This window comes from Microcystis flos-aquae FACHB-1344 (assembly GCF_014698375.1).
Classification (GTDB): Bacteria; Cyanobacteriota; Cyanobacteriia; order Cyanobacteriales; family Microcystaceae; genus Microcystis; species Microcystis aeruginosa.
In genome coordinates this window covers 1-13,313 of record NZ_JACJSW010000172.1, presented here as the reverse complement: position 1 = coordinate 13,313, position 13,313 = coordinate 1, and the positions used below count along the sequence as shown (strand labels likewise).

Annotated in this window: 13 protein-coding genes and 4 pseudogenes; 4 read left to right on the top strand and 13 right to left on the bottom strand. The window is 40.5% G+C overall.

From position 1 onward, the window contains the following. The first annotated feature begins 88 nt into the window (after positions 1-88). Both pstB (H6G48_RS16410) and pstB (H6G48_RS16405) read left to right on the top strand, forming a co-directional pair. Positions 89-892, top strand: a complete 804-nt coding sequence (gene pstB, locus H6G48_RS16410; protein WP_190722526.1) for a phosphate ABC transporter ATP-binding protein PstB — start codon at positions 89-91, stop codon at positions 890-892. 97 nt (positions 893-989) lie between these two features. Continuing rightward, positions 990-1,787 carry a phosphate ABC transporter ATP-binding protein PstB gene (pstB, locus tag H6G48_RS16405; protein WP_190722543.1) on the top strand — a complete coding sequence of 266 codons (798 nt, stop codon included), beginning with the start codon at positions 990-992 and terminating at the stop codon, positions 1,785-1,787. Positions 1,788-1,861: 74 nt separating this feature from the next. Here pstB (H6G48_RS16405) and H6G48_RS16400 read toward each other — a convergent pair whose 3' ends face one another. Beyond that, the gene (locus H6G48_RS16400; RefSeq protein WP_190722525.1) at positions 1,862-2,980 is read right to left on the bottom strand and encodes an ABC transporter permease; all 1,119 of its coding nucleotides are present in this window, start codon (positions 2,978-2,980) and stop codon (positions 1,862-1,864) included. A 4-nt stretch (positions 2,981-2,984) separates the two neighbouring features. Next, entirely contained in the window at positions 2,985-4,085 is a 1,101-nt protein-coding gene (locus H6G48_RS16395; protein ID WP_190722524.1) for an ABC transporter permease, read from the bottom strand. A gap of 314 nt (positions 4,086-4,399) precedes the next feature. Here H6G48_RS16395 and H6G48_RS16390 point away from each other — a divergent pair, with 314 nt between their 5' ends. Then, a complete protein-coding gene (locus tag H6G48_RS16390) occupies positions 4,400-4,666 on the top strand; it encodes a hypothetical protein (protein ID WP_190722523.1) in 267 nt (88 codons plus the stop codon). Positions 4,667-4,697: 31 nt separating this feature from the next. On the opposite strand, the gene H6G48_RS16385 is transcribed toward H6G48_RS16390, so the two are convergent. The 10 genes and pseudogenes from H6G48_RS16385 to H6G48_RS16340 all read right to left on the bottom strand — a co-directional run bounded on the left by H6G48_RS16385 (position 4,698) and on the right by H6G48_RS16340 (position 12,579). Continuing rightward, positions 4,698-6,581, bottom strand: coding sequence for an ATP-binding cassette domain-containing protein (locus H6G48_RS16385; RefSeq protein ID WP_190722522.1), 1,884 nt, complete (start codon positions 6,579-6,581; stop codon positions 4,698-4,700). A gap of 169 nt (positions 6,582-6,750) precedes the next feature. Beyond that, a pseudogene (locus tag H6G48_RS16380) lies at positions 6,751-7,218 on the bottom strand (RNA-guided endonuclease InsQ/TnpB family protein); the annotation flags it as partial. 227 nt (positions 7,219-7,445) lie between these two features. Further along, positions 7,446-7,613, bottom strand: coding sequence for a hypothetical protein (locus tag H6G48_RS16375; RefSeq protein ID WP_190722546.1), 168 nt, complete (start codon positions 7,611-7,613; stop codon positions 7,446-7,448). Positions 7,614-7,662: 49 nt separating this feature from the next. Continuing rightward, a pseudogene (locus H6G48_RS16370) lies at positions 7,663-8,401 on the bottom strand (IS1 family transposase); the annotation flags it as partial. A gap of 224 nt (positions 8,402-8,625) precedes the next feature. Beyond that, on the bottom strand, positions 8,626-9,075 hold the full coding sequence (locus H6G48_RS16365; protein ID WP_190722521.1) for a DUF6933 domain-containing protein: 450 nt from the start codon (positions 9,073-9,075) through the stop codon (positions 8,626-8,628). Positions 9,076-9,103: 28 nt separating this feature from the next. Next, positions 9,104-9,247, bottom strand: coding sequence for a hypothetical protein (locus tag H6G48_RS16360; protein ID WP_242034670.1), 144 nt, complete (start codon positions 9,245-9,247; stop codon positions 9,104-9,106). Between the two features lie 55 nt (positions 9,248-9,302). Beyond that, a pseudogene (locus H6G48_RS16355) lies at positions 9,303-9,693 on the bottom strand (transposase); the annotation flags it as partial. A 69-nt stretch (positions 9,694-9,762) separates the two neighbouring features. Continuing rightward, the gene (locus H6G48_RS16350; RefSeq protein WP_190722520.1) at positions 9,763-10,959 is read right to left on the bottom strand and encodes a radical SAM protein; all 1,197 of its coding nucleotides are present in this window, start codon (positions 10,957-10,959) and stop codon (positions 9,763-9,765) included. Positions 10,960-11,194: 235 nt separating this feature from the next. Then, positions 11,195-11,527 (bottom strand): hypothetical protein, encoded by a 333-nt coding sequence (locus tag H6G48_RS16345; RefSeq protein WP_190722519.1) that lies wholly within the window; start codon positions 11,525-11,527, stop codon positions 11,195-11,197. Positions 11,528-12,351: 824 nt separating this feature from the next. Beyond that, on the bottom strand, positions 12,352-12,579 hold the full coding sequence (locus tag H6G48_RS16340; protein WP_190722545.1) for a hypothetical protein: 228 nt from the start codon (positions 12,577-12,579) through the stop codon (positions 12,352-12,354). A 163-nt stretch (positions 12,580-12,742) separates the two neighbouring features. Here H6G48_RS16340 and H6G48_RS16335 point away from each other — a divergent pair, with 163 nt between their 5' ends. Continuing rightward, positions 12,743-12,886: a hypothetical protein gene (locus tag H6G48_RS16335; protein ID WP_242034669.1), complete on the top strand. Its 144-nt coding sequence runs from the start codon at positions 12,743-12,745 to the stop codon at positions 12,884-12,886. 7 nt (positions 12,887-12,893) lie between these two features. Here the strand turns inward: H6G48_RS16335 and H6G48_RS16330 are convergent. Further along, positions 12,894-13,313: pseudogene (locus H6G48_RS16330) on the bottom strand (IS701 family transposase); the annotation flags it as partial.

Genomic DNA, 13,313 nt, shown 5'->3' with positions numbered 1-13,313 from the left:
AGTGAAAAGGAAAAAGGGATATTTAAGGAAAAATCTATCTATCTTTCCAATTCCTCAATTAGCCAAATTCAAGTGAAATAAATAATTTATGCTAACTAACTCTAACTCCCATTCTACAGGAACCGTTTTAAAGGTCGATAAGGCTGATATTTACTATGGTAATTATCGGGCAGTACGAGACGTTTCCATCGATATTCCCAAAAATAAAGTCACCGCTTTTATCGGACCCTCTGGCTGTGGAAAAAGTACCATTCTCAGGTGTTTTAATCGTCTCAATGATTTAATTCACGGTTTTCGTATTGACGGCAAAGTTTTTTATCATAACCAAGATATTTACTCTCAAGAGGTGGATCCTGTCGAAGTAAGAAAATACATTGGTATGGTGTTCCAGCGCCCTAATCCTTTTCCCAAATCCATTTATGATAATGTGGTTTACGGAGCGCGCTTAAATGGTTATAAAGGGGATTTGGATGAATTAGTAGAAACTTCCCTGCGTCGGGCTGCTCTCTGGGAAGAAGTAAAAGATAAACTGAAAGAAAGCGGTTTTTCCCTATCGGGGGGACAACAACAAAGATTATGTATTGCTCGCGCTATTGCCGCTCAACCAGAAGTATTATTAATGGATGAACCCTGTTCGGCACTCGATCCGATTTCAACTTTAAAAGTTGAGGAATTAATGCACGAATTAAAAGAACGTTACACGATTATTATTGTTACTCACAATATGCAACAAGCCACAAGAGTAGCAGATTTAACGGCTTTTTATAACGCTGAAGCCACCGATAAAGGTGGCAAAATTGGTTATCTAGTCGAGTTTGATCATACGGACAAAATCTTCGGTGATCCTCAAGAACAAGCAACTAAAGATTATGTTAGTGGACGTTTTGGCTAAATCCAGTTATCAGTTATCAGTTATCAGTTATCAGCTTTTTTCTTCCCTCTCCTCCTCTCCCTTCTCCCTTTTCCCCAACACTATTCCTTTAAAGATTATGTATAGTAGCGATGTTGTCACCGATGCGGTTTTGAGAACCAAAAACTTAAATGTTTACTACGGTTCTAATCTTGCTGTTCGTGATGTTAACCTTGATATTCCTGAGAAAAAAGCGGTCGCTTTTATCGGTCCCTCTGGCTGCGGTAAAAGTACGGTTTTGCGCTGTTTTAATCGCATGAATGATCTGGTTAAAAGTGCCAAAATTGAGGGAAAAGTTACCTTTCGCGGTCAAGATATTTATGGTAATTCCGTTAATCCTGTCGGGTTACGCAGTCGTATTGGTATGGTTTTTCAGAAACCGAATCCTTTTCCTAAATCTATCTATGAAAATATCGCTTTTGGGGCGCGCTTAAATGGTTACATCGGCGATATGGATCAATTAGTGGAAGAATCTTTAAAAAAAGCCGTTCTCTGGGATGATGTTAAAGATAAACTCAAAGAAAGTGGTTTAGCTTTATCGGGGGGACAACAACAAAGGTTATGTATTGCCCGCGCTATTGCGGTTAAACCAGAAGTTGTTTTAATGGATGAACCCTGTGCGGCACTCGATCCGATTTCTACCCTAAAAATTGAGGAATTAATTCACGAATTAAAAACCCAATATACTATAGTTATTGTCACTCATAATATGCAACAAGCGTCGCGGGTTTCTGATTTAACGGCCTTTTATAATGCCGAACCGACCCCAAAAGGCGGTAAAGTAGGTTATTTAGTGGAATATGATCGCACCGAGGTAATCTTTCAAAATCCCGCTCAAGAGTCCACTAAAGATTATGTTAGCGGTCGTTTTGGTTAAAGGATTAATAATTAATCGTTATTCACGACTCCGGGATAGATTAATTTTTTCCATCTGGAATGATTGAAAAACGATTAACTTAACTGATTGCGAAAACGTTTGGCACTAATAGTTAAAAGTATCACAGCGAAACCAATCAGAGCCAATACATGAACCCATAAAGCTTCTAAACCGACACCTTTTAAAAGAATACCGCGGATAATAGCTATGTAGTGACGGAGAGGATTAAAAAGAGAGAGATATTGAAAAAATGGCGGCATCGTTTCAATAGGTGCGATCGCTCCTGATAATTGTACCATGGGTAAATTGATAAAAAAGGTGGTTAAAACTACCTGCTGTTGGGATTGACAGAGTGTCGCTAACATAATACCGACACCAATACTAACAAAAATATAGAGACTAGCTAAAGCCATAAATAGGAAAAAGTTGCCCCGAAATGGCACATTAAAAATCACTTTACCGATGGTTAATGCTAACAAAACATCACCCAAAAGGAGGATGAATAAAGGCACAACTTTAGCTAACAAAATCTCCCAAGCAGCGGCAGGAGTCATCAGTAATTGTTCGAGAGTTCCCGTATCTTTTTCTTTAACAACGGTGATAGAAGAAACGATCGAACCGATTAAAGTTAATACTAATCCCATGACTCCGGGGACAAAAAACCAACTGCTAGAAAGTCCAGGATTATAAAAGAAAATTACTTGTGTTGAGATGGGAAGTGGCGCATTTTGATTAACTTTTCCCGTGCCGAATTCTTGCACAATTTGATTGATATAACCCTTAGCAATTCCTGCGGTATTGGCATCCACTCCATCGATAAAAACTTGAATAGATGCGGTTTTTTCTTGGGTGAGATTGCGACTAAATTCGGGGGGAATTATCAAACCGGCGGTTAATTTTCCTGTTTCCACCTGTTGGGTTAATGTCTTCTCATCAAAAGTGATTATTTCGGCATCAAAAATCTGATTTTCGGTAAAAGCAGCGCTGAGAGAGCGACTTTCAGCAGTAGCGGCATAATCGACTATTCCTAATTTGATATGATGAACATCGGGATTAAGCGCAAATCCATAAATTAATAGTTGAATAGTTGGGGGGAAAATCAAGATAATAATTAACTGTTTGTTGCGTAATATCTGGCGAATTTCTTTAATAACTAAAGATAAAAAACGACCTGTAAATAATTGCTTAAACATCTTATTATTCTCCTAACTGCATTCTTGATAGAGCTTTTATTGCTAATATAAATAATACCATTCCCAAGAGGAAAATGATAACTAAATTATTGCCAATACCCGCCCAACCCACACCCCTGACAAAAGCATCTCTAGTAATTTCGATATAATAACGAGCGGGAACTATATTTGAAACTAAAGAGAGGGGAAAGGGAATATTACTTAACGGATAAATAAAACCACTGAGTAATAAAGCAGTGAGAAAACCCACTAAAGAAACACCTTGCACCGCAGAATTTTGATTACTGGTACGCGCACCTAACATTAATCCAAACATCACACTTGCCCATAAATAGAGGATAGTTCCTAACAGTAATGGCATTGGATCACCAGCAAAATTTAATTGAAAAATGAGACTTCCTAAACCCATAACTCCGATAGCGATTCCGATTCCTACTATTAGATAAGCGAGGGATTTACCTAGTATTAATTCTTCGGCAGTGAGAGCGGAGGCATAAACTTGTAAAATTGTGCCTTTTTCCTTTTCTCGTACCATAGCGATCGCTGATAAAAGTGAGGGAAAAATCCATAAAACCACAGCATAAACCCCTGGCACAATATAGAGAGATTCTTGTCGTCCCGGATTAAACCAAAGTCGGGTGGCAGTTTCGATAGGAATAGTGGCAGAAATTAAGTTTTCTGCTTGTAAAAAAGAGCGGGTTGTCGCTTTAATCGCATTGCGAATAATTCTGGCATTATTAGCATCTGTACCATCAACAATTGCTTGAATTTCGGCAGTTTTATTGGCTTGTAAATTACGACTAAAATCGGGAGGAATCACAACAATTGCCCTAGCAATACCTCGATCTAAAGCGGTTTCAGGGTTGCCTTCCCAAACCACGGGAATAAATAAATTAGTGGCGAACAAGCGATCGCTATAATTTTGACTAAAAACTGTTCGATCTTGATCTTGCACTAAAACCGGTATATCTTTCGCCTCTAAACGAATAGCAAAACCAAAGATAAAAAGAGTCATCACGGGTAAAATGAAAGCGAGGGCGAGGGTAAGTCGATCACGACTAAACTGCACTAATTCCTTACGACATTGGGAGAGAATTCGTTTCATGAAATTGCCCGATTAAGGATAAATTTTTACGGCAGTTTTAGGGAACTTATCGCACCCTTTTGATGTCTAAGTCTAAGGCAGTAGCGGGGGGAAGAGAATCTAATTTTGCTGGTAATTATTCCTGTTGTTGACCTTCTTCTCTACCTGATTTTATTAGAGTTATTGCATAAGTAGGTGGGTGGAATTAAATATAAGATGAACGTAGGTTGGGTTGAAGCATGAAACCCAACGCCCGCATGGGTTACGCTACCGCTAACCCATCCTACAAATAATTGTGCCCCCCTACTTAAAAAGCTCTAAAGGGATTGTAACCGATGACGGATGAAAGATTAGAACGGATCGAGGGCATACTACAGGCTACCGTTGTCCTCACGCAACAGAATCGAGAAGATATAGCACAGCTAACCCGTGAGGTTAGGACAATAGCAGCGAGTCTCGAAGGAACCAACGAGCGCTTAAATCAATTTATCACTCAAGCTGAGAGCGATCGGCAGTTTTTCCGCAACGAAGTCACTGGTATCCGTACAGAAGTTAAGCGAATTGTAGAGCATCTTTTCGGACAATCCCCAGATCAGGAGTAAAGAATTAGCCAACGGGTATATATTATCCAAGTTACTTCTCATTAATTCTCTGCACAACGCTGATAAATGCGTCTTCTAAAGAAAAGGGAAGCAAACGCAAGGATTGTACCTGTATTCCTGCGGTGCTGACAATCTTTTTTATCTCTGGAATTTCCCTGTCGGGATGATCGAGAGTCAGGTGCAAGCAATCGCCAAAAATCGAGACGCGCCAAGCTTGTAAACGGGTTTTTAAAATTGCTGCCGCTTGTTGCACTCGATCGAGACGTAATTCGATTAATTGCCCCGGTTGTGCTGCTTTAATTTGACTGGGGGAACCTTGCATCACCACTTCTCCAGCTACCATAAAACCGAGACGATTGCATTGTTCCGCTTCTTCGAGATAATGGGTTGTCACTAATACCGCAGTTCCCTGACGAGCCAAATCATTAATTAAGCGCCAGAATTGTCGTCGCGCTAGGGGATCAACTCCAGAAGTGGGTTCATCGAGAAATAGTATCTCTGGTTCGTGCATTACGGAAGCGCCAAAAGCGACGCGTTGTTTCCATCCTCCCGGCAGTCTTCCGGTTAACATTGTTTCCCGTCCGATTAATCCCACCGTTTCCAAAACCCAAGCGATTTTTTGGCGACGGTAGTGCGGGGGAACCCCATAAACCCCGCAGTAGAATTCCAGATTTTCGATCACAGTGAGATCATCATAAAGGGTGAATTTTTGGCTCATATAACCAATTTTTTGCCGTAATACGGGATTACGCAGGTCTTGACTGCGCCCAGCTAAGGAAATCTCGCCATCAGAGGCGGAAAGTAGCCCACACAGCATTTTAATCGTGGTGGTTTTTCCCGCACCATTCGCCCCCAATAAGCCGTATATTTCTCCGTAGTCAATGGTTAAAGTAACACCTTTGACGGCGCAAAAATTAGCGAAGGTTTTCCGCAAATCCCTAGCATCGATCGCTATTCCCGTGGTGATCGTCTCGGATTTAAACTTTGGTAAGGGGATAAAAGGGGGATCGGAACCCTGTTGTCGCAAACGGGTGACAAAGACGTTTTCTAGGGTTGCCTCGCTAGGGTGGATATCGCTGAGATGATCGATCGCATTCTGAATAATTCTGGTTGCTTGCTGGGGATTGCCAGTTAACACATCTAGACGATCACCAAATAACTGCACGTCATTAATATTTTGTCCATCCACCAAAAGAAGTATTTTTTCGGCGGTAGCGGCGATATCGGGCGATCGAATTTCCAAGCGTTGTAAACCGAGACGTTGGCGCAATTGGCTGAGGGTTCCGATCTCGTGAATTTGTCCCTCGTACATCAAAGCGATGCGGTGACAACGTTCCGCTTCATCGAGGTAGGGAGTAGCCACCACAATTGTTATACCTTCGCGGGCTAAAGTGGCTAAAATATCCCAAAATTCTCGCCGAGAGACGGGATCAACTCCGGTGGTGGGTTCATCGAGAAGTAGGATTTGGGGACGAGAAATCAGGGCGCAACAGAGGGCGAGTTTTTGTTTCATGCCCCCGGAAAGTTGGCCCGCCAGGCGATCGCCGATGCCCTTCAGGTTCATTAAAGTTAAATATTTATCCCGACGCGCTTGCCAATCCCTCTCGGTTACTCGGCGCAAATTGGCCACATAACGCAGGTTTTCATCAATGCTGAGGTCAAGATAGAGGGAAAATTGTTGAGTTAAATAGCCGATAGTTTGACGGACGTGACGGGGCTTTTTTCCCTCTAGATCCACATAACCACCCGATGGGTTCATCACCCCGCCCAGAATGTGAAAGGTGGTGGTTTTTCCCGCTCCATCTGGACCAATTAAGCCAAAAATTTCCCCCGGATAGACTTGGAAATTTATCCCTCTAACGGCGGCAAAATTGCCGTAGTTTTTCTGGAGGTTGACGACATGAACTACTCCCATCCGCTACGCCCTCGATTCGAGTTTCTGAAGTTTCTTCGTCCCTAGATGCCTCATACTTCCGCACAAGGTAGCACTAGACGACTCTGCATCTAAAGAGGCTCGTTCCAAGCCCCTAGCTTGACATCCTCGCCGCCGTAAAACGGACGGCGATTCCCAAACCTCACGATTATGGATGTAATCTGACTGTTACTGTGCTTGGTTCACAGCTTTCTGGTATTTGTCTTGACCATCGAATAGGTAAAGGTTCTGTGCATTTAGCTAAATAGATTTGTCTGTCTTTGAACTTAAAAGCAGATTTGGTAAATTCGGCACTTCCTCCCTGATGTTTTTTCTTAAAGTTAGGATACTTAGTACGACCAGCAAAGAAATTGGTAAAAGCTGTTTGTAGGTGTCTTAACCCTTGTTGTAAGGGGACACAGCTAACTTCGTTTAAAAACTCTAATTCTTCTTGCTTTTTCCAATCGGTTAGCATTGAAGAAGTTTGAGCGTAGCCTACTCTTTCTTGCTTTTCGTACCAAGCTTGTGTTCTGAGATGGAGTGCCTTATTGTCAACTAATCTTACACAGCCCAAGGTGCGCCGCAATAGCGACTCTTGTTCGGGTGTGGGGTAAAATCGGAACGAGTAGGCTTTTTCCAGATCTCGCATTCTAGCATATATCGTGTAAATGCGCTAATATTTAACAGTAAAGCCGTCGTAGAACGACGGGGTTTCAGACCCAAATTTTCGATGATCGATCGGTCGCGGGGGCATCTCTATTGTGGGGTACGTTCACTTCCGTTGACATCCCGTTATCGAAACGCACCTCCTTATTCTACCGCCGCGATGATGGTTAGAGGGGCGATTGTCGTATCTATCGCGGAGCGTCAATCGGTCACTAACCCGTAATACTTCTCTAACATGGTCAGCATTTCTTCTTCTAACGCGCTCAGGTAAGGTCGCTGTAGTTTCCCCAAGATTCCTAAGAAAGCGAGGGCGGTATCTTCTAGTTTTTCCCCTTCCCTCAGTCTCGACAATCGCTCCCATAATCGCACAGGTGGTGATTCGGTAGTAGTGATGGCGGCTTAATCCTTTGCTTTGCTGTGCATTGTAGTCATGGATAAAATACCAAAGGGTTCCCCAACGTGATTCTCCATTTTTTTAGAGAAAGATAGACTGTCTCTCACCAGCCGAGAAATCCTTTGTCGAAAGGTATTATTTAATCTTTCAATAGGATTAGTTTGACCAGTTTCTTGACCGACCGGTCGATGACGTTTACTGGGAATTACTGTCTTATAGGACTCCCAAAAGTCTGTGTAAGCAACCGCACATTGTCGGTAAACACCGGGTAAACTGGCCCCAAAGTTTTTTGGCTGATTGACGACTCCTATCTCCGCGCATAGCAACCAATAATTTCTCGCGTAGTTCGATCGATAGCTAACCAAATATATACCTTGATTTTCTGACAAAATACGAATGACCACCCTTCGGCTTCTCTCAGGGTAAATAACTCATCACATTCTATGATTAATTTGCCTTTAGGTTTGTCTGTTACCTATACCTGGCGAGGAACTTGGCTAAATTTGTTATTAACATAGTTTTGTAACCATGACCAACTCACTCCAGTTACTCTAGCAATTCCTCGTAAAAAAATTCGTTCGAGCAAAAGTTTATCAATTAATTGTTTGGTTTCGTCAGAGACGGTTTTATTAGTGGGATTGATCACAAACTGACGACCACATTCTTTACATTGACGTTTGGGTTTTCTCTTAGGAATAGAACCATTCTTGATAGTATGGTGAGAACCACAATTAGGACAGGGGAATAGAGGTGAAGGGGGTATTTTGTTCGGTGCTAGACTGATATTTGAGTAAGCCAGACAGGAGCCAGAAAAAGATATTTATCAGAAAAGTCATGATCAAGCTAGAGGTTTAAAGACTGAGCGGGTTCCAATTATTTTTATTAATAAATATGATAAATATTTTACACAATTCATACCAGGTAAGCAAGAGGGCTACGCCACTACTACCGAATCATTACCATCGCACAGATTAAAACACGACCGTTTTATTGTACTCCCTTCGATTGATTCAAGAGATTTTGGTAACATTCGGTCGGGGTACGGTAAGATAAATATTTAAAGGGAGTCTGATTAATTATTTCTGCAAATCTTTCGTTATCAACCGCATTGTACTGATCTAATTTAGCGATTAAATTCTTCATATTATTCATGGAGCTTACCAGACTCCTATTCTCGGATTTGAGATAATGAATTTCAGGGGAATCACCCTCTTGCCGATCAATGGCGGTAATTTGAGCGATAATTCCCTTAATTCCCTGCTTGTACGAAGAAATTAAGGTGTATAAACTCTTTTCCTGAGTAATGAGAAAAATACCTCTCTTCCTGAGATCGAGGACATCAATTCGCCAAGCATTAACATCAGCGATAAAATCTTCTCTTGACTGCACTTCTACTTGGAGTCTTGCGGCCGCTTTACTTGATAAAATTAGATTCATCTCTAAAAATAAAGTTAATTATTTGATATTATAAACCAAATAGATTTTTGAGTAGATTAATAAATCTAATTGCTTGAGAACGAATTTTCGGCAAAACAAAAGCATCAGCAAGTTCTAATAAAACAAAATCTGTTGTGACAAGTTGACACTTCTGTTGTGGTCGAGTTGCCATAACACGCTTGGCTTGTTCATGAAAAGCATGGTTCTTCGTTACTTATACCAAATTTCTAAATTCCTGACAGACATAGAGCTTCTAAAATCCAAGACCATCCCGTTAAATACCCGATAGTGTCATTGGATAAACGATTTAAAAGAGCATCGAGTTTATCTCTTAAAGCATCAAGAGATTCAAAAGTTTCCCATGCCAGAAAATTTTTCAGGTACAGCCAAACTCTCTGTTGCGGGGTTAACTTCAGGACAACAAAAAGGTTGATAAAACAAGATAATATTGTCGGGAATTTCTAAGTGTCCCGCCATATGTGCAGGAGCGTTATCTACTTGTAAAATATGTAATTCATTGGGAAAAGCTTGCGATAGTTGTAATAGATATTCTCCGAAACAATCCCCATCTAAATGGGAGAATTCACAGAATAAGCTTCTGCCCTGTCGAGGCTCTACATAAGGGAAGAAATAAAGGCAATGTTGGGTTTCTTCACCTCAATCAAACCTACAAAATTAGCGATTGCACTAAAAAATCTGCTTCGTATTCATCCCCAGCTTCTCTGCTTGTTTAGAGGTTAATTTTAGTGAACCATCTTTATCAATTAAATTCACTTCTTTTAATCGATTTTCAATGTATTCAAAAAGAGATTTTTCAAGCGTACATACTCGAATGCCATTAGTAGATACTTCACGACAATTGGAGTGATCTTCTGCAATTGCATATCCATCACAACTACCAAAATATTTACAATTTAGACAGTTATAAGCTATTCTTTCCTCTGCGGCAAGAACGGATTTTTCCCACCTATCTCCAGATAAAATTTGATTAAGAGATGTAGTAAAAATATTGCCCAATGTCCATTCTTCTTCCCCATAAGGATCACCATAGCTGTAACAGTCTCCATTTGTATTAACTAGCAAGGTTGTATTCCAAAGTCTTTTATTAAAATAAGTAGGTGGACTATTCTTTAAAATATAATTTAGTACCCTATGAATATGATCTACAATGGGTAATACTGAAACAAAATCCTCACTTTGAAGCCAAGCATCTACTAACTGTTGATAAGCCTTCAAAATATCTTGTGTGGATAATTCAAAATTTTGATGTTGGTCTTCATAAGCCCCATGAAATAATGGCAAAAAGCTAAATTGAGTTTGAGATTTTTTGAAGAAATTAAAAATCTTAGTAACCTTGTCGATGTTATTTTTGGTAAGGACAGTAATACAGCCAAAATTAACACCAGCTTGGTTCAAAATATCCATATTTTGTAATACTTTAGATTGCAAATCATGACCAGCTATATTAACCCGCAACCCGCCGATTATATCAATTGAAACCCCTACTTTATCGAAACCATACTTGAGCAACTCAATTCTTTCTTCACCTAAAACTGTTAAATTGGTCTGTACCATATTAAGAATCTCAAATTTTCCATCAAATATCGCTTTTTGATCCTCAAAGGTTTGCCAATAATATGAAGGTTCAATAAGTAATGGTTCTCCCCCATGCCAAATAAAACGAATTTCTGTATTAAGATTATCTTGTTTGTCTAACGCTTCATAATAATCAGCGATGTACTTATAAGCAATTTTTAGCTGCTCCAAAGACATTCTACTATTTTTCCCAAGCTCTTCAAATTCATAGCAGTATTTGCATCTCAGATTACAAAGCTTTGAAGTCTTCATGACAAACTGCGTAAGGCGATTTTTTGCTAAATTCATTTTAAATACTTCCTTAAATCAATTATTTAGGTAGTCTGATAATTTTTCAGCCAATCATTATTTGATAAAAATACAACACTTTGCAGATCGCTCAAGTACAAATACGAGGGTTGAAGTGCTTATCCAGTAAGCTTTTCGGTGATTGTATGAGATGATATGTTTCGGAAATTACTGTAATAAGGGTAACACCTTAAATCTAAAAAATAAAGTGTCACCCATTTAATATCAATTACCATTAAATATCTTGAAAAAGCTCTACATAAGAGCCATCAAACTGGACATCTTGTGAACTTCGATTAATAGGTGGGCGTATGCGAACAAAGGTGCTTTCAGGCCATGCTTGATAGTGCCATGCAGGTCTAGCAATAATGGATTCCTCCGATACCAAAGGCTCTGCTTGCATACCTTTTTCATTGGTATCAGTGGTAGAAGGCCATACTCGTGTATTTTGTTCAGTGATGCGATGAGGATCACTAGAAGAAACAGCTGCTGATGCACTACCCGCAGAAATCATCAATGCTAGTGTTGCTAAGTGTAGTAAGTAGTTATTTGTTGTATTCTTGTCCATGCTTTTAAGCTTCCATAATTTTGTAAGTAGTGAGATTGCGGCTCTTGCAGGTTGGGTTGCGTTCCTTAACCCAACTATGGGAAACGATAATTTTATCGTGGGTTACTGCGTGCCGACTCAAGCGTGATCGATGCTCTTGTCGGGATATATTGACATCCTCACTGCCGTAAACGAGCGGTGATTCCTCACCACGCCACCTTTTTAGGATGGTCGTTGAATGGGGTTGACGCTTCACAGGATACTGCTACCTTAGCGGTAGTCTTACGCTTTCCGACCCGTCCGTTTTGATTGTCCGAATGCTGGACGGCCACTTTGAACAAGTCGAAAAAATCTCATGTTCAACCTTATTTCCTAAGTATCTGGGTAAAATTATTTACCCATAGCGATCCTTGTCTAGCAAGGCTTTCAGCCCTCTGTGGTCGGTAATTAATTTTGCATGACTACTTAGAAAGTTTTACCCGTTCAAGGCCGAATTTGACTTCTTTTCTGGACGAAACCCCCTACTATCTCTGGTCAAGGTTCAGTTTTTAGCTTGGTTATCGCTTTTTCTATTGTAGCTTAAAGCCGTCCTCAAAGGACGGGGTTTTCAACCCAAATTTTCGATAACCGCGTTTTTGGCTATTTGTTAGGTAACTGCGATCGCTTTTTTTGATGAAGTGCGATTGCGATTAGGGAGAAAAAAGGTCATGTTTGATCTTATCACCTTAATCCAATCCACAGACTGGCACTCAAGAAATATTCTGGATAGGACTATTTCAATAAGTAGTCGTGCAAAATTAATTTTCTAGTGAAGATAGGCAAGAGACAAGAGGCAAGAGGTGGAATTAATGGTTCTTCGTTACTTGGTATGGTTCGATCAGGTGGCATAAATCGACTAAATCCTTGTCTGGCGAGAGACTTAATTGATTAGTTCGCTCTAGATAAAAATACTTGATAAAAATTGCCAACCTTATAACCCCCGTCCCTGGCATAAGACAAACCGAAGAACCGGAATAATGCTTCTCAATTAATCCTTGATCAGGTAGTAGCGATCGCTCTAAATGCTCTTTCATCCTTAGATGGGCGTTCGCATGACATTGCTTGAACCCCGTTAAAACCCCTATTACGATAAGAATTGTTCGCACCCAGACAACCTAATAGAGAAACGTTAGGGCTGCCTAATGGGGCTGGGTGGAACTCATTTATCCGTACACACTATACTCAAAAGAAGAAAAGATGATGAAAACCTTCATTCAAGTAGCTTCTTCTCTGTTCGTTAGTGCGATCGTTTCTTCGGGTCAACTGCATCTGATGATAGTAGGAACAGCGCTCGCGACCGCCACTTCTACCTCTGCGATCATTGTTACTAATGGGACTTAAACAAATTTCAAGCCCAAATAAAGCCTAAACTGGCTTTGTAAGCGGCAAACACATCCCGATTCTCGGTCAGCCACTCAAAGAAACGGAAAGACATCGCTGTCCGAAAAGCTTCTAAAGCTTCCACAAAAGTGTTTAAAGGTCGATTCGCCCACCGCCTTTGCAATCCCCCAGTTAACTTATGCCACAGGATAAATGTATAGGCACAAAACACCAAGATAAAATGACGAAGTAAGCTTCGTTTATCCCTGACTTGGTATTCCCTTAACCCTAACCATCCTTTGGCTTCTCGGTAGAATACTTCCACCCAATTTCTTTCGGTGTAAGTCTTGACTATCCACGACGCTGTTACTGTATCTGCCTCAACTACATTGGTGATGAAATAGTCCACCTCTGTGGCTTTTTCCATTGAACTTGCATTCATGACGAT

What these genes read in the sequence shown, in the direction of transcription:
- H6G48_RS16385 (WP_190722522.1), bottom strand. Translation starts at nt 6,581, where the DNA reads ATGGGAGTAGTTCATGTCGTCAACCTCCAGAAAAACTACGGCAATTTT.
- H6G48_RS16400 (WP_190722525.1), bottom strand. Translation starts at nt 2,980, where the DNA reads ATGTTTAAGCAATTATTTACAGGTCGTTTTTTATCTTTAGTTATTAAA.
- H6G48_RS16340 (WP_190722545.1), bottom strand. Translation starts at nt 12,579, where the DNA reads ATGAAAGAGCATTTAGAGCGATCGCTACTACCTGATCAAGGATTAATT.
- H6G48_RS16395 (WP_190722524.1), bottom strand. Translation starts at nt 4,085, where the DNA reads ATGAAACGAATTCTCTCCCAATGTCGTAAGGAATTAGTGCAGTTTAGT.
- H6G48_RS16345 (WP_190722519.1), bottom strand. Translation starts at nt 11,527, where the DNA reads ATGGACAAGAATACAACAAATAACTACTTACTACACTTAGCAACACTA.
- H6G48_RS16350 (WP_190722520.1), bottom strand. Translation starts at nt 10,959, where the DNA reads ATGAATTTAGCAAAAAATCGCCTTACGCAGTTTGTCATGAAGACTTCA.
- H6G48_RS16360 (WP_242034670.1), bottom strand. Translation starts at nt 9,247, where the DNA reads ATGGCAACTCGACCACAACAGAAGTGTCAACTTGTCACAACAGATTTT.
- H6G48_RS16390 (WP_190722523.1), top strand. Translation starts at nt 4,400, where the DNA reads ATGACGGATGAAAGATTAGAACGGATCGAGGGCATACTACAGGCTACC.
- H6G48_RS16335 (WP_242034669.1), top strand. Translation starts at nt 12,743, where the DNA reads ATGATGAAAACCTTCATTCAAGTAGCTTCTTCTCTGTTCGTTAGTGCG.
- H6G48_RS16365 (WP_190722521.1), bottom strand. Translation starts at nt 9,075, where the DNA reads ATGAATCTAATTTTATCAAGTAAAGCGGCCGCAAGACTCCAAGTAGAA.
- pstB (WP_190722526.1), top strand. Translation starts at nt 89, where the DNA reads ATGCTAACTAACTCTAACTCCCATTCTACAGGAACCGTTTTAAAGGTC.
- pstB (WP_190722543.1), top strand. Translation starts at nt 990, where the DNA reads ATGTATAGTAGCGATGTTGTCACCGATGCGGTTTTGAGAACCAAAAAC.